This is a genomic window from Rhizobium laguerreae, from assembly GCF_019778565.1.
Lineage (GTDB): Bacteria > Pseudomonadota > Alphaproteobacteria > Rhizobiales > Rhizobiaceae > Rhizobium > Rhizobium laguerreae.
Genome location: NZ_JAAXQT010000015.1, coordinates 63,377 through 85,499, shown reverse-complemented (window position 1 = coordinate 85,499; position 22,123 = coordinate 63,377). Strand labels below are relative to the sequence as shown.

Sequence of the window (22,123 nt, the reverse complement as noted above, 5' to 3'; positions counted from 1 at the left end):
AACAAACGCTACAAACATGTGACAGGATCTCCACCCTATGACCGATACCCTGCGGATCTATTCCGGCCGAAACCGCCCTGACCTTACGCCTATCTACGCCATGTACGAGGAACTCACCGGGCGAACGGTCGAGATGATCCACATTCCCTCCGAGGATGTCTATGATCGGATCGTCGCTGAGAAAAACGACCCGCAAGTCGACCTGCTGGTTACCAATACCCAGGTCATGCCCGAACTTGTGCGCCGGGAAGGCGTGTTCGAACCCTACCGGGCCTCTGTCGCCGCAGATTACGATCCCTGGCTCCGGGCCGAAGACTTCAGCTGGTTGAGCTTTACCGTCTGGCCGCGGACCGCCATGATCAATTGGCGCATTCTGGGCCAGGACGGCTCGCGCTGGCCAACCCGCATCGAAGACTTTCTGTCGCCGGAACTTCGCGACGCCACGCTCTGTTCATCGGCTGGTGAAACCATGATGACGTCTTATTTCGCCGCGTTGCGGGTCAGCAAGGGCGATGAATGGGTCGAAAAACTTGTCGATGGCCTGCTCGCGAACGGCATGCGGATCTACCGGTCCAATATCGATTGCCGCAATGCGCTGGTGCGCGAAGGTTATGCCGCAACCCTCGCCAACGGTTCGAATACCCATGCCTTCTTCCTGGAAGGCCACCCGGTCGGCGAAGCCTGGCTCGATCAGGGCGATGGCGAGGTCGGCACGTTGATCGAAGCCCATACCGTGGCCGTGCTCAAGGGCGCGCGCAATCCGGAGGCGGCGCGCGATTTCATCGACTTTCTGCTGAGCCGCGAAATCCAGGAATTCCTTGCCCGCCTCTACGGCGAGACGCCGGTCAACAGCGCTGCCCGCGTCGATTGGCTGCGTCCGACATCCTCCATCCGCCGCATCCCGGCCACTCTCAATCAGATCGCCCCGCTCGTCGCGTCAACCGAGACGATGCTACGCGCCAAGGGTTTTGACGTGGGAGCTGTCACCGACGAGAACCGGCGTTTCATATCGGTCGGCCGCACCGGCCGCCGCGATGATCGGGAACCAGGCGGCAAGGCTGCCTGATCCCTTTTCCCTTTCACCTTGCACCTGGCCACTTCAGGAGGCAGAACATGCAGATCTCTCGTCGTAACCTTCTCCAGGCAAGCGCTGCCGGCGCCGTTGCCTTTATCGCGACCCGCTCGGGGGCCCTGGCTTCCGAAGGCAAAAACGACCAACTCACGATCGGGGTTGGCATCGACTTCCCCAAAACCATGGATGCGGCACGCACCAGCGGCATCCTTCAGAGTGGTCTTGGAGAGACCTTGCTGCGTTATGACACCAACATGCAGGTCGTGCCCTGGCTGGCAAAGTCTTACGAACAGATCGATGCCACGACCTGGCGGGTGAAGCTGCGCGAAAATGCCGTCTTCTGGGACGGCACGCCCGTTAGGCCCCGTGATATCGAGAACAGCTTCCGGCGCATCTGGGAAGCGGTTCCCGGCCACAAGCTTCTGCTTTCCGACAAGACAGTTTTCGAGGCCGAGGACGACAAGACCCTGGTACTGAAGCTTGTCGAACCCCAGTCCGACCTTCCGCACATGCTGGCTAGTCAGGAGTTCAAGATCCACAAGGCTGCCGGGAACCGCGACAGCATCATGACCGGGCCGTACAAGCCGGAAACCTTCGTCGCCGACGAGCGCCTGGTCATGGTCGCCAACCCGTTGCACTGGGGCGGCAAGCCGGCCTTCTCACGCATTGAACTTCGTCCGATCGTCGACGCCAACGCGCGCTTGCTCGGTTTGCAATCCGCCGAACTCGACGTCGTCAACGGCATGCCGCCGGAAATGCTTGGCACTCTGTCGGGCAACCTCGTCGGCGCTTCCAAGCCCTCGACCCGCATCCACTATCTCGTCGTCAATCAGCGCAACCCGATCTTCGGTGACAAGGCCGTGCGGAAAGCCACATCGATGGCGATCGACCGCCAGCAGCTTCTCGATGTGACGCTCGCGGGGCAGGGCGAGGCCCTCAAGGGCATGTTTCCATCGACCATCGGCGTGGACGTGGTCGAGGGTTTCGGCACCGACAAGAAGGAAGCGGCCAGCATCCTGGACGAGGCTGGCTGGAAAGTCGGGTCCGACGGCGTTCGCGCCAAGAACGGAGTTCCTCTCGCGTTCACGATCTTCAGCTATGCTTCGCGCGCTGAAATGACGCCGATCTCGGTTGCGGTTTCCATTCAACTCAATGCGTTGGGCTACAAGACCACCGTACAGGAAGTGCGTGACATCCGCGAACCCATGAAGGGTCAGTGGGATGTCTGCATCATTTCCACCAACGCGATGGGGGCGGGCCCGCAGCGCACCTTCCTGAATTCCCTGGTCAAGGGCGCTCCGGAGGGCTTTGGCGGCTATGAGAACCAGGAACTCGATAGCACCGTTCGTGCCTTGCGCGGTGAAAACGACCCGGCCAAGGCCGCCGGATTGTTCCGGCGCGCGCAGGAGATCGTGCTGAACGACGTCGCCAATATCTATCTGCTGACACCGTCGCAGACCGTGATGTGGAGCAAGCAAAAGGTGAGTGAAGTCGTCGTCCATCCGGCATCGTCCTATTTTATCCGTCCCGACCTGATCCTGTCGGCGGATTGATCCGATGATCGCCTCCCTTATTCGAGAGCGCCTGCCCTGGATGCTGGTTGTCCTTCTGACAATCTCAGTCCTTTGCTTCGTGCTCTCGGATTTGGACCCGGCGGACCCGGCCACTCTCTTGCTACAGGCTCAGGGACTGGAGACAATCACGGAGGCGGACCTTGCGGCCAAGCGAGAGGAACTGAGGCTCGATGAACCGCTGTTCCTCCGCTATTTTGGCTGGCTCTCGGATGCAATTCACGGCGATCTGGGCCACTCGTATCGCACCTATACACCGGTCCTTGATCTCTATTTGAACAGGCTACCCAACACACTGTTGCTGGCGATCCTCGCTACCGTCGTATCCTTCCTGATTTCCCTACCCTTGGGGATTCTGGCTGCTTTCTTTCATCGCAGCTGGGTGGACCGGGTGATCCAGTTCTTCGTCATTCTGGTCGCGGCTATTCCCGGTTTCTGGCTAGCCTTCATGCTGATCGTCCTGTTCGCGGTGACCCTCAGATGGCTGCCGGCCTTCGGCACCCCAACCCCGGCTGGCGTCATTCTCCCCGTCACGGTGCTGGCTCTTCAGAAGACGGCCGTGCTAACCCGGCTTGCCCGCTCGGCGGCCCTTGATGCACTGGGGCAACCCTGGATGCACATGGCTAACGCCAAGGGCGTACCTCCTTTTCGGCGTGCCTTCCATCATCTGTTTCCGGCAGTGCTTGGGCCGATGCTGCCGGTCTCCGGCCTGGAATTCGCAAACCTCATGACGGGTGCCGCCGTGGTGGAATATGTCTTTGCCTGGCCTGGGATCGGCAAGCTGGCGATCGATTCCGTAATCGGCGCGGACATGCCGGTCGTCGTCGGATTTTGCCTGTTCGCCGGCCTCACCTTCGTCGTGGTAAACTTGCTGATCGACGTCATAACGTTGATCGTTGATCCCAGGCTACGAAACCCATGACCTATCCGTCTGCCTCGATCATCCCTGACGGCACACCGAAGCGCCGGCGGTTTAGAAGCTTCAAATGGTTGTTCGGAGGGACAGTCGTTCTGTTCGTGGCCGCGCTGTTTCTCGTTCCGGCGATATTTCACATGGATCCGGTTACTCCTACCGGCGCGCGACTGCTTAATCCCGGACCGCAGCACCTGCTCGGCACCGACCAATATGGCCGGGACATCCTCGCCCGTATCGTGGTCGGCGCGCGCTGGTCCCTCGGCGGGGCGCTGGCGATCTCCGCAGGCACAGCGCTGCTCGGTTTCTTCGTCGGGGCTCTGGCGGCATTCAGTCCCAGGATCGTAGACACCATCATCAGCCGCATCGTCGATGCCTGGCTCGCACTGCCGACCATTGTCATTGCTCTCGCGATTGCCGCACTGCTCGGCCGTTCATTCAACAACGTCGTGCTAGCAATCATTTTCGCGCACTGGCCTTGGCACGCTCGCATCTACCGCTCGCTGATCCGGGCCGAGAAGACCCAGACCTACGTCACGGCCGCCCGTCTGCTTGGCGTGCATCCGGCAATGGTCGCGATCCAGCACATCTTACCGAATATCATCGGACCGGCGATCGTGGTGGCGACTGCTGCCTTTGGCTCGCACATCCTCAGTCTCGCCTCTTTGTCCTTCCTCGGGCTTGGGCCGCAGCCCCCGCTTCCGGAATGGGGATTGATGATCAGCGAGGCGAGATCCTTCTTCCAACTGAAACCCTGGCTGATGGCCGTTCCCGGCCTTGCCATCGTCATCGCGGTGCTCGCAGTCAATATGATCGGTGATGCGTTGAGGGATATGCTTGACCCCGCCGGCCGCGCCGCCACCGTCGCCTGACCACCCGTGACGGCAGCTTGCACTCAAAGAAAAAGACAGGATGATGACCAGCAACGCTTCTCCAACTGTCCGCGAAACGACCAAGCGCCTGTCTGCCGATGCCTGGTGGATCCTCATCGCGCGTATCTTGCGCAGCGCGGCCTACGGCGCACTCGCAACGGTGCTCTCGATCCACCTCGAACGTATTGGACTCGAGGCACTCGAGGTTGGCGCTGTCCTGACCAGCGCACTCGTCGGATCCCTTGCCGCCAATATAATATGGTCGCTTACCGCCGACCGCTTCGGTCGTCGCCGCACGGTCGTGGTAATGGCGCTGGTGATGGCCGTGAGCGGCTTCATCTTTGCAATCACGAATGAGGTATGGCTGCTGGTCATCACCGCCTTCGCCGGGACGATTTCAGCCACGGCTTCCGAAGTCGGACCGTTCCAATCGATCGACCAGGCCATTCTTCCGCAGGTCGTGTCTCCTGCCCATCGCACCTGGGCCTTTTCGATCTACAACATGGCCGCCTACATCGCCGCAGCCATTGGCAGCCTGCTCGCCGGGTTTGCCGGATCATCCATGCTTCCGGGAATTCTAGGCGATGGCCTTCAGATCGTCTTTGTGGCCTATGGATTGGCTGGTGTCGCCAACGCGCTCCTGTTCGGCATTCTGTCGCCCGCGGTGGAATTGAGCCGGGTTGACGGCGCCAGCCGCTATCTTGGCCTGGATCGGAGCAAGGCTGTGGTCTTCAAGCTCAGCGCTCTGTTTGCGATTGATGCCTTTGCGGGCGGCTTAGTGGTGCAGTCTGTGGTCGCCTATTGGTTCCACCTGCGCTGGGACCTCGATCTCATGTCGCTGGGATCCGTGTTTTTTGCGGTGAACCTGGTGGCGGGGCTCTCCATGTTGCTCGCGCCCGTCTTGGCCGAGAGGATCGGACTGCTCAACACCATGGTGTGGACGCACATCCCTTCCAACATCATGCTGATGATGGTTCCGCTGGCGCCAAACGTTGAGATCGCGATCGCCCTGTTCGTGGGTCGCATGCTGGTATCGCAGATGGATGTGCCGGCTCGTCAATCCTATATGATGGCGATAGTCGATCCAGCCGAATGCGTTCCGGCGGCCGGTATAACCAACGTCGCCAGGGCGGCTGCATCCGCAATCTCGCCCGTAATCAGCACCGCCGCCTTCGCTTCGGCATCGTTGGGCCTGCCCTTCGTCGTCGCTGGAGCGATAAAGATTGGGTACGATCTGATCATCTGGCAGACCTTCCGAAACGTCCGACCCAAAGAAGAGATCGAGCGTCTCGAACGCCGCCGGGCCAACAAGCGGTGAGCTGTGAAGGTCGGCATCGGGTAGACGGCCGATGTCAGTGAAGCCACTTGGAAAGGCCTCTGACCTTCAGCCAAATTCACCGCGCTGCAATAAAGGTCCATATGATGCCAAGAACAGCGGACGCAAGAAGTGTCGTGATCACCGAGAGCTTGAAGCGGAAGATCGCGATAGCGGCCAGCACGGTCAGGACTAGCGATGGTATCGCGACGGAGCCGAGAACCGGAATATCCATCGTCCACGGGCCGAAGGAGACCGCCCGCACCTCGTTGAACAGCACGTGCAGGCCGAACCAGATCGCAAGGTTCAATATGACGCCCACGACGGCGGCGGTGATCGCCGACATCGCCCCGCTGAGAGCCGCGTTGCCCCGCATCTTCTCGATGAATGGCGCGCCTGCAAAAATCCAGAGGAAGCTCGGCAGGAACGTCACCCAAGTCGTCAGGATGGCGGCCAGAGTAGCGGCTATCAATGGATTGATGCTGCCGGGATCACGGTAGCCGGCAAGGAAGCCAACGAACTGCGTGACCATGATGAGCGGCCCCGGGGTCGTCTCCGCCATTCCGAGCCCATCCAGCATCTCGCCCGGCCGCAGCCATCCAAAACCTTCGACCGCCTCCTGCGCTACGTATGCCAGCACGGCGTAAGCACCTCCGAAGGTGACAACCGCCATCTGGCTGAAGAACACGCCAATCTGCGAGAAGACGTTGTTCCAGCCGAGCGTGAGCAGCAGTGCTGCGACCGGCAGCAGCCAGAGTGCAACCAAAGCGCCCGATGTTTTCAACGACCACGCAAGGTTTGGTCGGGCATGAGCTGGAATTTCTTCGCCGAGGACGGAGTCTCTGTCTTCCAGTATCTTCCCGGAGCCTGATTTGTGACCGCCACCGACCTTGAACGCGGCAATGTCAGCGCGACCGCCGAAATACCCGATGATGCCAGCGGCGATGATGATCAACGGGAACGGCACATGAAGGAAGAAGATCGCCACGAAGGCAGCCGCCGCGAGCGCTATCATTACCTTGTTCTTGAGGGCGCGACTGCCGATCCGGAAGACCGCCTGAATGACGACCGCGAGCACGGCGCATTTCAGGCCGAAGAACATTCCCTCGATAAAGGTCAGGTTTCCGAACAGGACGTAGATGTAGCTGAGCGCCAGGATCGAGATGAAGCCCGGCAGGACAAACAGGAGGCCCGCGATCATGCCGCCCTTGGTCTTGTTGAGTAGCCAGCCGATGTAGATTGCGAGCTGGTGAGCCTCTGGACCTGGCAGAAGCATGCAGTAGTTGAGGGCGTGGAGGAAGCGATGTTCTCCCACCCATTTTTTCTCGTCGACGACAATTCGGTGCATGACGGCAATTTGTCCCGCCGGGCCCCCGAAGCTGAGTGCCGCAACCCGTGCCCAGACTTTCACTGCGTCCGCCAAGGGGACAACATCCCCCGAGGCTTCGGAACCGTTCTCGACTTCGGTTTTAGTAAGGTCGGTCATAGTCGTCACCCCTTCCTTGGATTGGGCCAGTTATGGGTCTCGTCGGTCGCGTCACGGCACCAGCGGTAGAAGGCGTCGTAGATCGTCAATCCCGCTTCCAGTTGTTCAAGATCGTCATCGAACATGCGCGAGAGGCCAAGTGATACCGCGAGCAGGCCCGGCACTTCAGGAGCGAGGTCCGGTCGCGCCGTATCGGCACCACGTACTATCGTGGCCAGGCGCAGGAGAGCCTCGATGTTGAGGTCGAATTCCTCGATCATCACGTCGAAAGTGCATAGCTCGCCGCGGTGGCTCCAGAAGACATCCTCGATGTCGAAGGGAGTCGCGTTGAAGCGGTCTCCAACGAGCGCAACCTCGGGGGCGGGAACGAAGAGAAACACTGCGGATGGATCGACGAAGCGGCGGATCAGCCATGGGCAGGCGATACGGTCGATCTTCGGCCGAGCCCTGGTTACCCAGACAGTGCGTCCCTGCATGTCGCGAGGGGGAAGCTTGTCCTCGGGAACGAGGATGCCTTGCGCGTCGCGCCAGGCCTCAAATCCTCCTTCGAGTGTCTCGGCGTCCTTTCCCATCGTCCGCAGGTATGCCGCGACTCCATGGCCGAGTTTCTGTCCTCTCTGGCAGAGGACGATGGCAGGACCGGATATTTCAGGGCCCCATTCGGTGACGCGGCGAAAGTCGCGGCGGACCGATCCGGGGATCAACCGAGGATCACTTCCGAAATCCTCATCGTTGCGGACGTCGATGATCGTCGGCAGGTTGGGCGTGCCGATGATGCGGACAAGTTTGTCTGGTGTGATTTCTAGAAATGACGGCATGACGCGTCCTCCGTTGTTGCGGGTTCATGGACGCGATTCTCTAGCCGTGGCCTCGTGGGGTGATCGCAACCCCATGGCCGGGATTCTGCAATACTGACATCAAATGTCAAGGCGAAGTACGCAAGGAAGAACAAAAGCCGCGTCCAATACGGTAACTACACTGCTGGCCGGTGCAGCCGCATCGCCATCGCGCGCGCAATCGCCGCAGGGGCTTCGTCAGGAATGGCGAAGACGGAACTGACGTTGATCTCGCAGAGAACGTAGGTGTCGTTGCCTGAAGCGTCTGGTGGCCCGTAGAGGAAATCGGCGTCCCAGATGATCGGTAACGACGCTGCTTCGATCCCAAGCGTCGACAACATCTCAGGCGTCCACTCGCTTTCCATCCTTGTCCTCAAGGTCTGGAACGGTTCTGCGGATGCTGGATGCATGATGCGTGGACCGGGTTGAAGTGGCTCACGACCAGGTCCCGACGGCGGCGTCACCAGCGCCTTGACCAACTGTTGTCCGAAGCCCACGACCCTGCTTCCAGACATGTAGCAGCGGATCATGCCGTCGGGCAGACGGGACTGAAACGGCTGATCGACGATGCAGCCACCCTCGGTGAAGTAGGCTTCGCAGCGGCAAATGAAGTCTGAAAGATCGATGGTTTCAGGGACACTGCCGGATTTCGCTTCCAGGACACTGATCAAGGTCGCATCGCCGGCGGGCGTTCCAGCGAGTTCGACCTTCCAGATACCTTGCCCGGCGTTGCCGCGGTTCCGCTTCAACACGCGCGGCCCGGCGGCCAGGAACGTTGGAACGAACGCCTGGCGGAAGTCTGCCGCGGTGCGATAGAGACGTGTGTCAACGCCCCAGCCCATATGCCTGGTCTCATAGAGCACCTCCTTGACGCCCATCTTGAGGATCACGTCCGGATGCGCGCTTAGAAATCGGCCGGCTTCCGCCACCTGTCGCAGAAGCGGATCGAGGATCTTTCTCGTCTTTCCATCGTCGAGCGGGTTCACCCAGACAAGCACGGCGTCGACTGAAAGGAGCTGTTCGAGGACCTCGTCGGCGAATTCTTCGTCGAAGACGGCGGGCTCCGGCGCAAGGCCGACTGCCGCGAGTTCTTCGAAGATCCGGTGGAAGCGGTTGTTCTGTGGCGTCGCCGCGCGCCGGGCTTCCCGGTCGCCGCGCCAGACGATCGCAACACGTGGAGGCGAGTTCGTCATGAATGCGCTCCCAACGTCAGGCCATAGGCCAGCCCGGCGACAGCGCTCGCCGCCAGAGCGGTCAACAGCCCGGCCCCTGGGATGCGGCCAAGTTTGTCAGGTGTGATTTCAAGAAATGACGGCATAACGCGTCCTCCGTTGTTGCGGGTTCATGGACGCGATTCTCTAGCCGTGGCCTCGTGGGGTGATCGCAACCCCATACGTTGGAATCTGCCGCACTCGCACTGGATGTCAAGCGTCTCATTCCACCGAATGCATAAGCCGCATCAAATTCACCGCGACAGCTCGATGGCGGCCACGGAAATCAGGACCAGTCCGGCCAGGGTCTCCAGCGACTTCGAGGTATAGTCGAGCAGTCTCGGTCGGGTCTCGAGCAGTCGTGCGATCCGGCTTCTGAACCGGACGGCCGCCACAGCCACGACCGCCAGCGTAAGCGCAATCCCCACCATCATCGAAACCGCGAATAGGACTCCCACGAAGACGACCTGATGCAGGACCGCGAAATTCATGATGAAGAGGGTCAGCGGGCATGGAATGAGGCCTGCCACTACTCCCACGGCAATGCCCTCGCGGTCATGGTGCGCATGACTGCGCCTCGAGAAGGCGCGCCAGATCATCCAGACGCCGATCACCCCCAGCAGGCCACGGCTGAGGTTTTCGAGGACGGGCGATGATCCCGGACCGCTGCCTCCGAACATCATGTTCACCAACGGAAGCGAGAAAAGAACAATGGCGACCGATACGAACACGTGGGTAAACGACAATGCCATCGAAGTCAGCAGCGCCCGCCACATCCCGGCCGACGATCCCGCAAGGTAGGTGGCCAGCAGCGCCTTGCTGTGGCCCGGTGTCATCGCGTGGACGGAGCCGAAGGCGATGCCCATCGGCAGGAAGGCGAGAAAAGCCGCGAGGCTGCCGCCCTCGGCGAAGGCGCGGATATGGTCGGCGAATGCGAGGTAGATTTCCCTCTGGAAGCCGATGATCCAGGTCCACATTAGATCAGTCCCGTGGTGACGGCGGCGAGGATGCCATAGCGCGCGGTCTTGGCAATGCCGACCAGGAGGATAAAGATCGGAAGCGGCTCCTTCATGACGCCCGCGACCACGGTGATGGCGTCTCCGACAAAAGGCACCCAGCTCGCGAGCAGAGACCATTTTCCGTAGCGCTGATACCAGCGCTGGGCGTGGACGAGCTTGTCCGGCCGGATGGGAAACCAGCGCTTGTCCTTGAGCTGTTCCAATCCACGGCCGAGGAGCCAGTTCACGACGGCTCCCAGAATGTTCCCCACAGACGCGACCGCTGTTAGTGCCACCACAGAATAGTCACCGCTCAGGATCAGCCCGAGGAGGACCGCCTCGGACTGAGCTGGAAAGATCGTGGCGGCGATCAACGCTGCCACAAACAGACCGACATAGCCGCCCACTCTCAGCCCTACGTCGGCTGCGTAACCGAGGACGGCGGGGCGTCCCCGGCCTGGGCATTCAGGCCCTGCCAGCCGTGGATGCCAACATAGATGCCGACGGCGATAATCAGCAGGCTCGAAACGTACGGGGCCCTGCGAGCAACCGTATTGAACCAGCTCCAGCGCTTTGTTGCGTGGCGAACGCTGAGAGCCGCGAGAGCGCCAACGGTCACGAGCGTGATGGCCAGCCCGATCGAAAAGCAAAGCACCAGAACGAACCCGAGGGTGAACTGCTTAAGCTGCAGGCAGAGCAGCAGCACGGTGATCGCCGCGGGGCAAGGGATCAGCCCGCCCGTCAGGCCGAACAGGATGATCTGCCAGGTCGTGACGTTCTGGTTTGCGAAACGGCGGCGGATGTCATTCGCATGGGCCAGTTCGTGGGCGTCCTGATATCCGTCCGTGCCGACCTCGAGACCGCGCAGCTCCTCGTGCATGTGATCGTGGCCTTCCCCTTCAACGAACGAGAGGTCGTAGTCATGCGTATGGTTGCGGTGGCCCAGGCTCAGGCGAGCCATGAACTCGTGAGGCTCGGGAATTTCGGCAGTGGATTCCAGGTAGCCGCCCTTGTCGGTGAAGGCGAATGTCTGCAGCGAGCCATCCGGGCGTTCGGTCGTGATCTTCACGTCCTCGGCCTTCCAGGTTTGCCCGCGTTCGCTGCGCAGACGCCATATCGGCGGCACGCCGTCTTCAAAGACCTCGAGGGCGATCAGACCATGTCCGGTGTCGACACGGCGGATATCGCCATGAGCATGGGCAGCGTGCGAGCGACCATGACCTTCTGAGGCGTGGCCGTGTGCATGATCGTGATCGTGATCACGCGAATGGTGGTCATGGCCGTGAGAATGCCCGTGGTCGTGGCCGCCATGGTGGCCATGATGCCCGCCGTGGACATGTCCCGCCGCCTCTTTTGCCATCTGCTGGTCCTGCCAGATACGCCACAGCATCCACAGCGCGATGGCAATGATGATCGCTGCCGATGCGAGCTGGAAGTATGGCTCGAAGGTCTCCGCGTCCACACCCTGCCAGATATACATGCCCGCGAAGGCGATAGCCCAGACGATGGCTGTATGAGAGATGGTGGCGGCGATGCCGAGCAGCACCGCTTGGCCGACGGTTCCCCGGACCGCGACGATGAAGGCGGCCATCATCGTCTTCGAGTGGCCCGGTTCAAGGCCGTGGAGAGCGCCGAGCAGGATAGCGCTCGGAATGAACAGCCAGGCGTTGGCCGCCCCTTGGGTGAGCAACTGGGAAAATTCTGGCATCGGGCAACCTCAGAGGTACTTGGTGATCGCCTTGAACTCGTCGATAGATTGGCGCTGCTCGCGGGGAAGAGCGCCGACCGTATCTTCCAGGCAATGGTCGAGGTGATCCTGGATCAGCGTCCTCTTGGCGTTGATGATCGCCTTCTCGACCGCATGGAGCTGCTGGGCGATGTCGAGGCAGGGTTTACCAGCTTCAATCATCGCGATGACGCTCTTCAGGTGCCCCTCGGCCCGCTTCAGCCGCTTGACGATTTCCGGATGGGATTCGTGTGTATGTTCGTGTTCTGTCATATGGGCTACCTATCCCCCTGGAGTGGATAAGGCAATACTCCTTTCAGCGGTACGGACTTTAGGGGAAGGTATCTTTCGAAACCTGGTGACGAGGCTCAACTACCTGACGACGGCGGATTTGACCCGCAGCCGCCACGCACAACGAAACCAGTCCGGACAAGGATGACTAAGGTTGGTCGGCATCGAGACCGTGGTCGGCGAGTTGGTGGAACTGTGCCCTCAAGACAAGAAGCGCCTGGCGCGTCCGGGCGATACGGGCAATGCACTCGTTGAACGCAGGCGGGGTCGACTGAGGTGCGGCGATGATGCGCGACACCATATTGTCCACAGAGGACATAGCGGCGTCAGCAGGCAGACCCGTCATCCGAAGGACATTTTCAACGGCAATTCTGGCCTCGCGGAACTGCGAGATGCCGATTGCCTGACGGCACATGTAGGCCATGTTCAGGTGCCGATATGACGTATTGGCGAGGTCCCGAGGAGCCTCGTCGGCCGGAGCGGCGACCGCCGGGGCCATGGATGCCATGAGTAAAATGGCTGCCGATATCAGCCTGATCGATGTCATCAACCTTCTTCCAAACCACGTGCTCGTAAAGAATTCGATGTGAATACGGTGATCATGCCGAAACGATGTCTTGTCCAGCGGAAATGACAAGCCGTCCTTGTTTCGACGTGGTCGGCGGGTTATGTGCATACTATGATGCTTCGCTTCAAAACCGGAACAGCTCGGACATTGGTCGTATTCTCGGCCTTCCTGTTGGCCTTCCTGTTCCTCTTCGCCAAGCAGGCATCTCACTCCCCGGACCTTCACGGGAAGGCCTTGCTCGTAAGTCAGAGCGTTCACTCACACGACCACGGCGGCCATTCTCACGATGTCTGGGATGTCGCCGATGAAACGTCCGATGAAACCGACCATCATCACGCCGATCACACCCACGATAAGGCGGGCCTAGTGGTGGTTGCTCACGTTCTGCCGCCTGCAACGCGATCTTCATCCCGACCGATGGCGGACCTCAATCTTCCTGGCGGTCCGCTATATGGAATCGATAGACCTCCGCGCTCCATGACGTGATCCGACGCCGCCCCGGCGGCTGGTTCAACACGTACATGGAAATCCAATTATGAAAGCACCTCCCTTCGGAGGCGCGCTGCTCGGTTCGCAAACCCGGCAGTTCGCACTCCTACTGACGCTCGTCGCCCTGTCCCTGCTGCTGTTTGCGGGAGCCGCCGCCGCCCATGCGGTCGCTGAAGGGGATAAAGGCTATATCCAGGAGATATCGGGCATCCATCTGATCCCGTTCATCTACCTGGGTGCGAAGCACATGGTGACCGGCTACGATCACCTGCTCTTCCTGTTCGGGGTGATCTTCTTCCTCTACAGGCTGAAGCACATCGGCATCTACGTCAGCCTGTTCGCCGTCGGCCATTCGACGACGATGCTGCTCGGCGTCTACTATGGCTGGAACGTCAGCTCGTACCTGATCGACGCCATCATCGGCCTGTCGGTCGTCTACAAGGCTCTCGACAACCTCGGAGCCTTCCAGCGCTGGCTCGGCTTCCAGCCGAACACCAAGCTGGCAACGCTGATCTTCGGCTTCTTCCACGGCCTCGGTCTGGCGACCAAAATCCTCGAATACGACATAGCCAAGGACGGGCTCGTCCCGAACCTGCTCGCCTTCAATGTCGGCGTCGAGGTCGGCCAGCTCATCGCTCTGGCCATCATCCTGATCGGCATGAGCTACTGGCGCAAGACAGGAAGCTTTCTGCGCCACGCCTACACCGCCAACGTCATCATGATGACCGCCGGATGGGTGCTGATCGGGTATCAGCTCACCGGTTATTTCGTCTCCTGATTCCAGAAAAGGAAAACAACATGTTCAATTCCCAGGCTCCCAAGACTGACGACCTGCCCACCTCGGCGCAGCTCGTGAAGTCCACCGTCATCTCTGCAATTGCCGCCGGAGCGATCCTCGTCACCGTCGTCCTTCCCTCGGAATACGGCATCGATCCGACCGGGGTCGGCTCGGTGCTCGGTCTGACCGAGATGGGCGAGATCAAGACACAGCTCGCCGAAGAAGCGGAGATGGATCGTCAGGGCGGCGGGGGGCAGCCCGTTCCAGTCCAGCCGTCGACGTCTCAGAACTCCACGCAACCCGTGCCGCAGCAGGGTTCGAGCGTTCTCGACCGGATTATCCGCGAGTTCGGGGTCTCGGCAGCCTACGCCCAGGCGGCGACAAGAAAGGATGAGATGTCCGTCACCCTGCAGCCCGGCGAGGCAACGGAGATCAAGCTGACAATGTCGAAGGGCGCAAAGGCCACATACGAATGGACGGCCCAGGGCGGCGGCGTGAACTATGACATGCATGCCGACGGCGACGGCGGAAAGACGACGAGCTACAAGAAGGGCCGCGCGGAGCCCACCGATTCCGGCGAACTGGAAGCCGCCTTCGACGGAAAGCACGGTTGGTTCTGGCGAAATCGCACCAGCAGCCCAGTCACAGTGACGTTGAAGACCAGCGGAGCCTACAGCGACATCAAGCGCATGATGTAATCAGATATAGACGGCGCGGCTTCGTCGCGCCGTCTCCTCACTCTGACATCTCCAGAGACCGATGATGCTGCAGGTCTGAAGGAGGTGACCCCGACCCGCTGAGGGAAGACGATGTGGTCGATCCTCCGGACGCAGATGACTGAGAGCCTTCAGAGGGCATAGCCTCCGGCGCATCGTCTCATGAACCGCAAACATCTTTCGGCGGCCCAGACATCCAGGCGCAGAAAGCTGGCATTTCAGTAGCTTAAGAAAGTGACGGGCGGGTCGACGGTTCGAGTCGGTTCAAGGCGAGGCCTTCAGACACACGCTGATTGTTTTGGAACGTCAGGCCGCAATATCCGCGACATTACCCCCAGTCGTCGTCAGCATTGCCTCGCGGATTTGTTTCCGCAACCAGGCGCAGCCAAGATCGCTGTCCATATGAAGGGGCCAGACCATCGCCACCGGTGGAAAAGAAAGCGCCAGTGGCACCGGGCTGACTTCAAGCCCCAACAGCGGCCCGTAACGCAGCGCAATGCGCGAGGATACGGTGGCAATCACCGCAGATGAACGCGCGGTGGTCAATATTGACATGAAGTCGGGAGCTGCGGCCACGACTTCCAGTTCTGCTCCTGCATGGTCCAGCGCATCCTTAACGCAGCCATGCAGGCTGTCAGTCTGCGAAATCACCGCGTGCTGTGCGGCCATATAGGCATCCAAGCCCACCGGATTTGAAACCTTTAGCAATTGCGGATTGAAACAGCATAATACGCTGGACTGATACAGCGGCTCGCAATGGTGGCGTGAGTCCGGCAGATAGCTGCACCCCACAGACAGATCAATGACGCCCGCGTCCAGCATCGCGTCGACCTCTGCCGCATCACCACCACGGGCCAGAATGCGTATGCCTGGCGCTATATCGCGCAACTGAGCGGTCAGATCGGGTAGCAACAACAGTTCCACCTCGCTGGAAAGTCCCAGCCGGAATGTGCGTTGCTCGGTGGCCGGATCGAATGCGTCCGCCATCAACACCGCCGCCTGTGCCTGCCGCAGAGCCTGGCGCACCGGACCAGACAAATTGAGCGCCCGTGCGGTGGGCTTCATCACCTGTCCTACACGGATGAAAAGCTCATCCTGAAACAGCGTCCGCAGGGTGGATATATTGTGGCTCATGGCAGGCTGCTGAATTTTCAGCCGCTGCGCTGCTCGGGTGACGCTCATCTCTTCCATCATAGCATCGAAGGCCACGAGAAGGTTTAGGTCGAATGAACGAAGATTGAAATGATCGATGACTTGCATGAATCGTATCGATTTGATTGCTGACCGACGCATCCTTAGCTGATGGGCAGGAACTTGCAAGCGTTCCGCACCCTCACCCAAGGAGCAAACCCATGCCATCCCGCCGTTCCATCCTCAAAAGCGCTCTGACGGGCCTGGTCACAGCACCCTTCGTCGCACCATCAATCGCCTTGGCCAAGGCACCCTTTGCCGCTATTCAGGCACCCGCTTTCTACCGGCTGAAGATCGGCTCAGCCGAGGTCACGGCCCTATCCGACGGCACCGTTGCTTTGCAGCTGGCAAAGCTCTACACCAACACCAGCGAACAGCACGCGCAGAGCGCGCTGAAGGATGCCTTTCTGCCGGAGAGCGTACCAACCTCCGTCAACGCTTTCCTCGTCAACACCGGCGAACGACTGGTACTGATCGATGCGGGCACCGGTGCCTATCTCGGGCCATCGCTCGGCAAACTCGTCACCAACATCGAGGCGTCAGGATATAAGACGGATGACATCGACGATGTCGTCCTCACCCATATCCACACCGATCATTCCGGTGGGTTGATGAGCAATGGCAAACCCACCTTCCCGAATGCCACATTGCGGGTCAATGAACGGGAGGCCAAATTCTGGCTGAGTCCGGAGAACGCCAAGGCGGCGACCGGCATCGTCAAGCAGCATTTTGGCGAGGCGGATCAGTGCGTGACGCCTTACGTGAAAGCCGGACAATTCGAAACCTTCGGAGACAACGAAGCGCCCGTTCCAGGTCTGGGCTCCATTCTTTACGCGGGGCATACGCCGGGTCACAGCGCCATCACAGTGGAAAGCGAAGGCCAGAAGATCGTATTCTGGGGCGACATCACCCATGGCGATATCCTGCAATTCGATGAACCCGGCGTCGCCATCGAATTCGATATCGACCAGAACGCCGCCGTGGCTGCACGCGACATCGCGTTCAAGCAGGCGGTGGCAGGCAAATATCTGGTGGCAGGCGCTCATATCGCCTTTCCGGGCATTGGCCATGTCCGCAAAGACAGCACGAATTACGATTGGCTGCCCATCAACTACACTTAAGGGATGACAGCCAGCTGTCATCCAGTGAAACAGACGGATCCTTGAAGGGGCTCCACAACAGCCTCTTCTTCCGCAGTGACGAACGTCGTTTCGCCGAGGTTCCTGCCCAGTCTTAGATTTTGGAGACGCGTGCCCATTCTCACCAATCGGCGTCACCCGCACCTGGTTTGGGCCCGCCGAACCAGGGAATTGCAGGGTGTTATAGGCGTCCAACGCGACGCACAAAACCCAGTTAGCTCTAGCCACTGCAGCTAGGACGACGTCAGTCTGTACGCGCGAACGTGATCAATGAGCGCGCGCAGCTTGGGCGCCATATTTCGGCGATTGGGGAAGTAGAGGAAGAACCCTGGAAATGGCGGCAGATAGTCGTCCAACGCCGTGATCAACTCGCCGCGATCGATGTATGAACGAAACGTCTCTTCCAGCGCGAATGTGATCCCGCCGCCAGCGAGCGCGGTCCGTACCATCAGATACAGATCGTTTGTGGTGATTTGCGGCTCGACGGCGACATCGAAAGGTATGCCATCCTCCTCGAACTCCCATCGATACGGCGCAGCACTTGGAGACGGACGCCACCCGATACAGCGATGATGCACGAGTTCCCGAGGGTGGCGGGGCGTTCCGTGGACCTCAAAATATCCCGGCGTCGCGACGACCACTTCTCTCTCTTCTTTGGTGAGTGGCACCGCGACCATATCTTGCTCGATCACCTCACCCAGCCGAACCCCTGCATCGAAGCCGGCTGCTACGATGTCGAAGATATCGTCGGTCACCGTGACGTCGATCGTGATGCCGGGATGCGCTTCTGCGAAGGACGCGATTAGCGGGCCGGAAAGAAATTGTTCGGCAATTGATGTGACCGCGATCCGCAGCAAGCCGCCGGGCCTGGCGTCACCCGCCACGTTCTCGAAGGCGGATCTGACCTCGGCCATTGGTTGAGACAAGGTTTCATGGAAGCGATTGCCCGCCTCCGTCAACCGCACGCTGCGGGTCGTGCGGCTGACGAGTGCAATGCCGCAAATATCCTCGAGCCGTCTGATTCCCTGGCTAACCGCCGAGCGTGTGACGCCGAGGCGGTCAGCCGCTGCCCTGAAATTTCCCTCTTCGGCGACCGCGAGAAACACCGGAACCAGGTTCAGATCGATCGTCATTGTCGCATCCTGCTAACCAATTACGTTAGCGAAAAGGGAATACAAGCGACAATCGAATTTGTCTACCTTTTGCCCATAGCCGACCGGTGAAGTTTGGCGGCTGGCAGACAGAACAACCGATCATCGAAGGAGATATTCCCATGACACACATCAAGATCAGACTCGCAGCAGCCTTGGCTCTTGGGATCTGCGCCGGACCTGTCGTTGCACAGGATAGCGCGTGCCCTCGGGACGGCGCCGATGCTCCTCTCGCACTCCATGCCGACTGGATCATGAAGGGCTGGGAACGCAATGAAGGTGATGGCAAATTCGTTTTCTCGCAAAAGCTGAACCGGTATTACGACCTGGAAAACACCAAAGGAGTTTTCTACGACAATTTCGCGCCAGGTAGCACACAGCTCTTTGACAACGCTGCCCGCTATGGCGCCAACTGGGAGGGGTTGCAGAACGCCGCCCGATCGGTTCGCCACGGCTTGACCGGAGGTCACGACGCGATCGTCGGCGACACCGTCGCTTCGACGACGCTCGGCTTCGTTGGCCGCATTGATCGTCTTGACGGCAAGGTTATCGCCTTTGACGCTCGCTCGCAGCTCGGCTGGACATGCACCGCCGGCAAATGGAAGATCCGCCATGAACTGAACTACGCCTGGGTCGTCGAGCCCGAGACCATTCAGTCTTTCCTCGGCAAGACGGAGGCAGCACAATGACGACCCCAACGCCCTCCCACCCTTATGTCGGAATGTGGGAGACCGCAGACGGCCGCATCCGGCATCAGTTGCTCCCGAATGGCCGCTACGACGAAGCGCGCGGCTCACGCGAAAGCGCCTATCAAGGACGATACGAGGTGTCCGGAAATCACATCGAGTATTGGGATGATACCGGGTTTACGGCCGATGGCGATTTTGTCGATGACGTCCTGCACCATGCCGGGATGGTTCTCTATCGCAAGCGGTAGTCGGACATTGATCACGCCGGCATAGTCATTGTCGGCGTGATCCATTTTTCTTTCGCACGCGGCGAGCGCGTGCTTTTGAAAAACGACGCGGTGTTAGATTGCCCCGGCATGGCGGAAAAACCGGAAATCCTTACCTGTGATGTCGATCCCGACTTTATCTGCCTAAAGGAGACGAATGACACCGGTTTCATCTTCCTGTCGGAAGAAACCAAATGCTGCATTGCGTCATTTATGGTGATCATGGGCGGCGATGTGAACAGCGAGCTGTTCCATTGAAGCTCCCCACCTCGTTCAGAGCTGCTGTGCCGCTCCGTTTCAGAAAGGGTCCGCATTGGTGAACATCGTAGCACCCGGTCAAAAGGTAATGCCCGCCATCCCGGCGATTGCCGGAAATCCCATTTATCCGGCGGCGGTGGCGCCTGAACTGGAAGATATTGCTGTTCGGCCCGATCGGACGTCCCCGCTCGGGCTTGAACAATATATAGCCGGTCGCACGCTTGTCAGTGGCGATAGTCCGGCGTGGAATGACATGTTCGTGCAGGTCTATTCCCGTCTCAACAAGCAGGAGCCATTTCTTGTTCCCGCAGTCGCGGAGCCCCTGATCGTTTGGGTGATGTCAGGCGAAGCTGTCGTTGAGGAACGCGACCTTGACGGGGACTGGGTCGCCAACACGGTCACAGTTGGCGATTTCTTCCTGACCCGCTCCCCCACCCCATACGAGATGCGCTGGCGCGCCATCGGCGACCCACCTTTCCAGGTCATGCACCTTTATCTCTCCGTTCCGCTGTTCGAGCGCGTCGCCTATGACGTGCTGGGCTGCGCGGCCCCTCCGGCTTTGCGCGACATTTCCGGGGGCAAGGACACGCAGCTATCACATCTCCTGGCGCTCGTTCATCAGGAATTGACCGCTGAAGGAAAGGGAAGTCAGTTGTTCATCCAGGGGCTTGCGCAAAGTCTCGCCGTGCATCTGATCCGGAATTATGTCGCCAGTGAAGCTCCCGACGATCGCCAAAATGCGCTGCCCAGCTTCAAGCTCCGTCGGGCCGTGGCCCACCTAGAAGAACATCTGGCCGAGCCGTTCAATCTTGCACAGCTTGCCGAGACAGTGGGCATGAGTGAATTCCATTTCAGCCGCTTGTTCAAAAAGGCGACCGGACTCTCGCCCTCTCGCTACTTCATTCGCCAGCGCGTTGCCCGGGCACAGCTTCTCCTGCAGGAGACGGATACCAGCATCATCGAGATTGGCATGTCCGTCGGCTATTCAAGCCCAAGCCACTTCGCCCAGGTCTTCCGTCGGGAGACCGGCCTGCCGCCGAGCCACTATCGGCGAGGCTAAATTTCGACCTGTCGCGTTTTCGAGCAAGATCGCGACAGGTCGAGCAAGGCCCCGAGAGAAGGGCGCCGACGATCGGCTTAAATTCCTCCTTGTCAAAAGGAAACGCCCACCGCGGTGGTGGGCTTCAAGACAAGGAGTGAAGACAATGACCAACCTCAACGGAAAGATCGCACTGGTCACCGGCGCATCGAGTGGCATTGGCGCCGCGACTGCTGCAAAGCTTGCTGAAGCCGGTGCCAAGGTCGGTATCGCTGCACGGCGCATCGACAAGCTCGAAGATCTCAAGAAACAGATCGAAGCCAAGGGCGGAGAAGCTCTTGTGATCGAGATGGACGTGGTTGACACGACCTCGGTCGATGCGGGCGTGAAGAAGCTGATCGATGCCTATGGTTCGATCGACATCCTCGTCAACAATGCCGGTCTTATGCCGCTTTCCGATATCGATCAGTTCAAGGTCGACGAGTGGCAGCGGATGGTGGACGTCAACGTGAAGGGCCTGCTCAACACGACAGCTGCCGTTCTGCCCCAGATGATCAAGCAGCACTCCGGCCATGTGTTCAACATGTCCTCGATCGCTGGTCGCAAGGTTTTCAAGGGCCTGTCGGTTTACTGCGCGACAAAACATGCGGTCACGGCTTTCTCTGATGGCCTGCGTATGGAAGTCGGTCAGAAGCATGGCATTCGCGTGACCTGCATCCAGCCGGGCGCGGTTGCCACCGAGCTCTACGATCACATCACAGATCCGGGCTACCGCAAGCAGATGGATGAGCTGGCCGGCCAGATGACCTTCCTTCAGGGCGAGGATATCGGCGACACGATCGTCTTCGCAGCCCTGGCCCCGGCTCATGTGGACGTCGCCGAGCTGTTCGTTCTGCCAGTAGAACAGGGTTGGTAACAGACCGGCCCTGAAGGGTCCCTGCATCAATGCAGGGATCTCTAAAGGGAGATTGTCATGAAGGAATTACCCGCATCTCAAGCATATCGCGTCCTGGAACCTGGCCCTATCGTCATGGTCTCGACGAGTGATAACGGCAAGCCCAACGTGATGACGATGGGCTTCCATATGATGATCCAGCACGACCCGCCGCTGATCGGTTGTGTCATCGGGCCTTGGGATCACAGCTATCAGGCTCTTCGGAAAACCGGAGAATGTGTCATCGCTGTACCCAGTCTTGATCTCGCGGAAACCGTTGTCGACGTCGGGAACTGTTCGGGGGATCGGGTGGATAAATTCCAGAGGTACGGCCTCAAGACGCGACCTGCCAAGGACGTGTCAGCCCCGCTCCTCACCGACTGCCTGGCCAACATAGAGTGCCGGGTTGTCGATACCAGGCTCTGCGACCCCTACAACCTCTTCATCCTTGAGGCGACGAGAATCTGGATCAACGAGAGCCGCAAAGAGCGTCGAATGATGCACCACCGTGGTGACGGTACGTTCACCATCGACGGCGGGACGCTCGACCTCAAAGACCGCATGGTCAAATGGCGCCATCTCCCCTGAGAGACGCCGACCCCAAAATGCACCAG

At 59.8% G+C, this 22,123-nt stretch carries 25 protein-coding genes; 14 read left to right on the top strand and 11 right to left on the bottom strand.

Annotated features, from left to right (window positions below):
- Positions 1 to 37: 37 nt before the first annotated feature.
- From HFO71_RS33045 to HFO71_RS33025, 5 genes are read left to right on the top strand one after another with little or no spacing between them, the layout of a single operon-like run.
- The gene (locus tag HFO71_RS33045) at positions 38 to 1,066 is read left to right on the top strand and encodes an ABC transporter substrate-binding protein (RefSeq protein ID WP_221969975.1); all 1,029 of its coding nucleotides are present in this window, start codon (positions 38 to 40) and stop codon (positions 1,064 to 1,066) included.
- Positions 1,067 to 1,113: 47 nt separating this feature from the next.
- A complete protein-coding gene (locus tag HFO71_RS33040) occupies positions 1,114 to 2,625 on the top strand; it encodes an ABC transporter substrate-binding protein (protein ID WP_221969973.1) in 1,512 nt (503 codons plus the stop codon).
- Between the two features lie 4 nt (positions 2,626 to 2,629).
- A complete protein-coding gene (locus HFO71_RS33035; protein ID WP_221988915.1) occupies positions 2,630 to 3,565 on the top strand; it encodes an ABC transporter permease in 936 nt (311 codons plus the stop codon).
- Positions 3,562 to 4,428, top strand: a complete 867-nt coding sequence (locus HFO71_RS33030; RefSeq protein ID WP_221969970.1) for an ABC transporter permease — start codon at positions 3,562 to 3,564, stop codon at positions 4,426 to 4,428. Before HFO71_RS33035 ends, HFO71_RS33030 begins: the two co-directional genes overlap by 4 nt.
- A gap of 40 nt (positions 4,429 to 4,468) precedes the next feature.
- Positions 4,469 to 5,746 carry an MFS transporter gene (locus HFO71_RS33025; protein WP_221976929.1) on the top strand — a complete coding sequence of 426 codons (1,278 nt, stop codon included), beginning with the start codon at positions 4,469 to 4,471 and terminating at the stop codon, positions 5,744 to 5,746.
- Between the two features lie 76 nt (positions 5,747 to 5,822).
- Here HFO71_RS33025 and chrA read toward each other — a convergent pair whose 3' ends face one another.
- The 9 genes from chrA to HFO71_RS32985 all read right to left on the bottom strand — a co-directional run bounded on the left by chrA (position 5,823) and on the right by HFO71_RS32985 (position 13,117).
- The gene (gene chrA, locus HFO71_RS33020; protein ID WP_221969966.1) at positions 5,823 to 7,229 is read right to left on the bottom strand and encodes a chromate efflux transporter; all 1,407 of its coding nucleotides are present in this window, start codon (positions 7,227 to 7,229) and stop codon (positions 5,823 to 5,825) included.
- A gap of 5 nt (positions 7,230 to 7,234) precedes the next feature.
- Positions 7,235 to 8,047, bottom strand: coding sequence for a chromate resistance protein ChrB domain-containing protein (locus HFO71_RS33015; RefSeq protein WP_221969964.1), 813 nt, complete (start codon positions 8,045 to 8,047; stop codon positions 7,235 to 7,237).
- A 155-nt stretch (positions 8,048 to 8,202) separates the two neighbouring features.
- On the bottom strand, positions 8,203 to 9,258 hold the full coding sequence (locus HFO71_RS33010) for a Cj0069 family protein (protein ID WP_221969962.1): 1,056 nt from the start codon (positions 9,256 to 9,258) through the stop codon (positions 8,203 to 8,205).
- Positions 9,255 to 9,383 (bottom strand): hypothetical protein, encoded by a 129-nt coding sequence (locus HFO71_RS36260; RefSeq protein ID WP_276522917.1) that lies wholly within the window; start codon positions 9,381 to 9,383, stop codon positions 9,255 to 9,257. Before HFO71_RS36260 ends, HFO71_RS33010 begins: the two co-directional genes overlap by 4 nt.
- Positions 9,384 to 9,530: 147 nt before the next feature.
- Positions 9,531 to 10,253 carry an urease accessory protein UreH domain-containing protein gene (locus tag HFO71_RS33005; protein ID WP_221969960.1) on the bottom strand — a complete coding sequence of 241 codons (723 nt, stop codon included), beginning with the start codon at positions 10,251 to 10,253 and terminating at the stop codon, positions 9,531 to 9,533.
- Positions 10,253 to 10,681, bottom strand: a complete 429-nt coding sequence (locus HFO71_RS33000; RefSeq protein ID WP_312895278.1) for a YqaA family protein — start codon at positions 10,679 to 10,681, stop codon at positions 10,253 to 10,255. The genes HFO71_RS33005 and HFO71_RS33000 overlap by 1 nt, the downstream gene beginning before the upstream one ends.
- 8 nt (positions 10,682 to 10,689) lie before the next feature.
- A complete protein-coding gene (locus HFO71_RS32995) occupies positions 10,690 to 11,982 on the bottom strand; it encodes a nickel/cobalt efflux transporter (RefSeq protein WP_221988914.1) in 1,293 nt (430 codons plus the stop codon).
- A 9-nt stretch (positions 11,983 to 11,991) separates the two neighbouring features.
- The gene (locus HFO71_RS32990; protein ID WP_221969957.1) at positions 11,992 to 12,273 is read right to left on the bottom strand and encodes a metal-sensing transcriptional repressor; all 282 of its coding nucleotides are present in this window, start codon (positions 12,271 to 12,273) and stop codon (positions 11,992 to 11,994) included.
- Between the two features lie 166 nt (positions 12,274 to 12,439).
- A complete protein-coding gene (locus HFO71_RS32985) occupies positions 12,440 to 13,117 on the bottom strand; it encodes a hypothetical protein (protein ID WP_221976926.1) in 678 nt (225 codons plus the stop codon).
- Positions 13,118 to 13,394: 277 nt separating this feature from the next.
- On the opposite strand from HFO71_RS32985, the gene HFO71_RS32980 reads away from it, so the two are divergent.
- Both HFO71_RS32980 and HFO71_RS32975 read left to right on the top strand, forming a co-directional pair.
- Positions 13,395 to 14,126, top strand: a complete 732-nt coding sequence (locus HFO71_RS32980) for a HupE/UreJ family protein (RefSeq protein WP_221969953.1) — start codon at positions 13,395 to 13,397, stop codon at positions 14,124 to 14,126.
- Between the two features lie 20 nt (positions 14,127 to 14,146).
- Positions 14,147 to 14,824, top strand: a complete 678-nt coding sequence (locus tag HFO71_RS32975; RefSeq protein ID WP_221969951.1) for a transmembrane anchor protein — start codon at positions 14,147 to 14,149, stop codon at positions 14,822 to 14,824.
- Positions 14,825 to 15,148: 324 nt separating this feature from the next.
- On the opposite strand, the gene HFO71_RS32970 is transcribed toward HFO71_RS32975, so the two are convergent.
- Positions 15,149 to 16,102 carry a LysR family transcriptional regulator gene (locus tag HFO71_RS32970; RefSeq protein WP_221969948.1) on the bottom strand — a complete coding sequence of 318 codons (954 nt, stop codon included), beginning with the start codon at positions 16,100 to 16,102 and terminating at the stop codon, positions 15,149 to 15,151.
- A 92-nt stretch (positions 16,103 to 16,194) separates the two neighbouring features.
- On the opposite strand from HFO71_RS32970, the gene HFO71_RS32965 reads away from it, so the two are divergent.
- On the top strand, positions 16,195 to 17,154 hold the full coding sequence (locus tag HFO71_RS32965; RefSeq protein ID WP_221969946.1) for an MBL fold metallo-hydrolase: 960 nt from the start codon (positions 16,195 to 16,197) through the stop codon (positions 17,152 to 17,154).
- A gap of 251 nt (positions 17,155 to 17,405) precedes the next feature.
- Here HFO71_RS32965 and HFO71_RS32960 read toward each other — a convergent pair whose 3' ends face one another.
- Positions 17,406 to 18,305, bottom strand: coding sequence for a LysR family transcriptional regulator (locus HFO71_RS32960; protein ID WP_221969944.1), 900 nt, complete (start codon positions 18,303 to 18,305; stop codon positions 17,406 to 17,408).
- Between the two features lie 140 nt (positions 18,306 to 18,445).
- On the opposite strand from HFO71_RS32960, the gene HFO71_RS32955 reads away from it, so the two are divergent.
- The 6 genes from HFO71_RS32955 (at position 18,446) to HFO71_RS32930 (ending at position 22,097) form a co-directional block, all read left to right on the top strand.
- Positions 18,446 to 19,012, top strand: a complete 567-nt coding sequence (locus HFO71_RS32955; protein ID WP_221969943.1) for an invasion associated locus B family protein — start codon at positions 18,446 to 18,448, stop codon at positions 19,010 to 19,012.
- Positions 19,009 to 19,260, top strand: a complete 252-nt coding sequence (locus HFO71_RS32950) for an Atu4866 domain-containing protein (RefSeq protein ID WP_221969942.1) — start codon at positions 19,009 to 19,011, stop codon at positions 19,258 to 19,260. Before HFO71_RS32955 ends, HFO71_RS32950 begins: the two co-directional genes overlap by 4 nt.
- Before the next feature lie 36 nt (positions 19,261 to 19,296).
- Complete coding sequence (locus tag HFO71_RS32945) at positions 19,297 to 19,536, top strand: hypothetical protein (RefSeq protein ID WP_221970026.1); 240 nt, start codon at positions 19,297 to 19,299, stop codon at positions 19,534 to 19,536.
- A gap of 55 nt (positions 19,537 to 19,591) precedes the next feature.
- The gene (locus HFO71_RS32940; protein WP_376774257.1) at positions 19,592 to 20,596 is read left to right on the top strand and encodes a helix-turn-helix domain-containing protein; all 1,005 of its coding nucleotides are present in this window, start codon (positions 19,592 to 19,594) and stop codon (positions 20,594 to 20,596) included.
- A gap of 145 nt (positions 20,597 to 20,741) precedes the next feature.
- Positions 20,742 to 21,491, top strand: a complete 750-nt coding sequence (locus tag HFO71_RS32935; protein ID WP_221969941.1) for an SDR family oxidoreductase — start codon at positions 20,742 to 20,744, stop codon at positions 21,489 to 21,491.
- Positions 21,492 to 21,548: 57 nt separating this feature from the next.
- Positions 21,549 to 22,097: a flavin reductase family protein gene (locus HFO71_RS32930; RefSeq protein ID WP_221969940.1), complete on the top strand. Its 549-nt coding sequence runs from the start codon at positions 21,549 to 21,551 to the stop codon at positions 22,095 to 22,097.
- The last annotated feature ends 26 nt before the right edge of the window (positions 22,098 to 22,123 follow it).

What these genes read in the sequence shown, in the direction of transcription:
- chrA (WP_221969966.1), bottom strand. Translation starts at nt 7,229, where the DNA reads ATGACCGACCTTACTAAAACCGAAGTCGAGAACGGTTCCGAAGCCTCG.
- HFO71_RS32965 (WP_221969946.1), top strand. Translation starts at nt 16,195, where the DNA reads ATGCCATCCCGCCGTTCCATCCTCAAAAGCGCTCTGACGGGCCTGGTC.
- HFO71_RS32930 (WP_221969940.1), top strand. Translation starts at nt 21,549, where the DNA reads ATGAAGGAATTACCCGCATCTCAAGCATATCGCGTCCTGGAACCTGGC.
- HFO71_RS32935 (WP_221969941.1), top strand. Translation starts at nt 20,742, where the DNA reads ATGACCAACCTCAACGGAAAGATCGCACTGGTCACCGGCGCATCGAGT.
- HFO71_RS32950 (WP_221969942.1), top strand. Translation starts at nt 19,009, where the DNA reads ATGACGACCCCAACGCCCTCCCACCCTTATGTCGGAATGTGGGAGACC.
- HFO71_RS32990 (WP_221969957.1), bottom strand. Translation starts at nt 12,273, where the DNA reads ATGACAGAACACGAACATACACACGAATCCCATCCGGAAATCGTCAAG.
- HFO71_RS36260 (WP_276522917.1), bottom strand. Translation starts at nt 9,383, where the DNA reads ATGCCGTCATTTCTTGAAATCACACCTGACAAACTTGGCCGCATCCCA.
- HFO71_RS33035 (WP_221988915.1), top strand. Translation starts at nt 2,630, where the DNA reads ATGATCGCCTCCCTTATTCGAGAGCGCCTGCCCTGGATGCTGGTTGTC.
- HFO71_RS33040 (WP_221969973.1), top strand. Translation starts at nt 1,114, where the DNA reads ATGCAGATCTCTCGTCGTAACCTTCTCCAGGCAAGCGCTGCCGGCGCC.
- HFO71_RS33025 (WP_221976929.1), top strand. Translation starts at nt 4,469, where the DNA reads ATGATGACCAGCAACGCTTCTCCAACTGTCCGCGAAACGACCAAGCGC.
- HFO71_RS33005 (WP_221969960.1), bottom strand. Translation starts at nt 10,253, where the DNA reads ATGTGGACCTGGATCATCGGCTTCCAGAGGGAAATCTACCTCGCATTC.
- HFO71_RS32995 (WP_221988914.1), bottom strand. Translation starts at nt 11,982, where the DNA reads ATGCCAGAATTTTCCCAGTTGCTCACCCAAGGGGCGGCCAACGCCTGG.
- HFO71_RS32970 (WP_221969948.1), bottom strand. Translation starts at nt 16,102, where the DNA reads ATGCAAGTCATCGATCATTTCAATCTTCGTTCATTCGACCTAAACCTT.
- HFO71_RS33015 (WP_221969964.1), bottom strand. Translation starts at nt 8,047, where the DNA reads ATGCCGTCATTTCTAGAAATCACACCAGACAAACTTGTCCGCATCATC.
- HFO71_RS32960 (WP_221969944.1), bottom strand. Translation starts at nt 18,305, where the DNA reads ATGACGATCGATCTGAACCTGGTTCCGGTGTTTCTCGCGGTCGCCGAA.
- HFO71_RS32955 (WP_221969943.1), top strand. Translation starts at nt 18,446, where the DNA reads ATGACACACATCAAGATCAGACTCGCAGCAGCCTTGGCTCTTGGGATC.
- HFO71_RS32980 (WP_221969953.1), top strand. Translation starts at nt 13,395, where the DNA reads ATGAAAGCACCTCCCTTCGGAGGCGCGCTGCTCGGTTCGCAAACCCGG.
- HFO71_RS33010 (WP_221969962.1), bottom strand. Translation starts at nt 9,258, where the DNA reads ATGACGAACTCGCCTCCACGTGTTGCGATCGTCTGGCGCGGCGACCGG.
- HFO71_RS33045 (WP_221969975.1), top strand. Translation starts at nt 38, where the DNA reads ATGACCGATACCCTGCGGATCTATTCCGGCCGAAACCGCCCTGACCTT.
- HFO71_RS33030 (WP_221969970.1), top strand. Translation starts at nt 3,562, where the DNA reads ATGACCTATCCGTCTGCCTCGATCATCCCTGACGGCACACCGAAGCGC.
- HFO71_RS32975 (WP_221969951.1), top strand. Translation starts at nt 14,147, where the DNA reads ATGTTCAATTCCCAGGCTCCCAAGACTGACGACCTGCCCACCTCGGCG.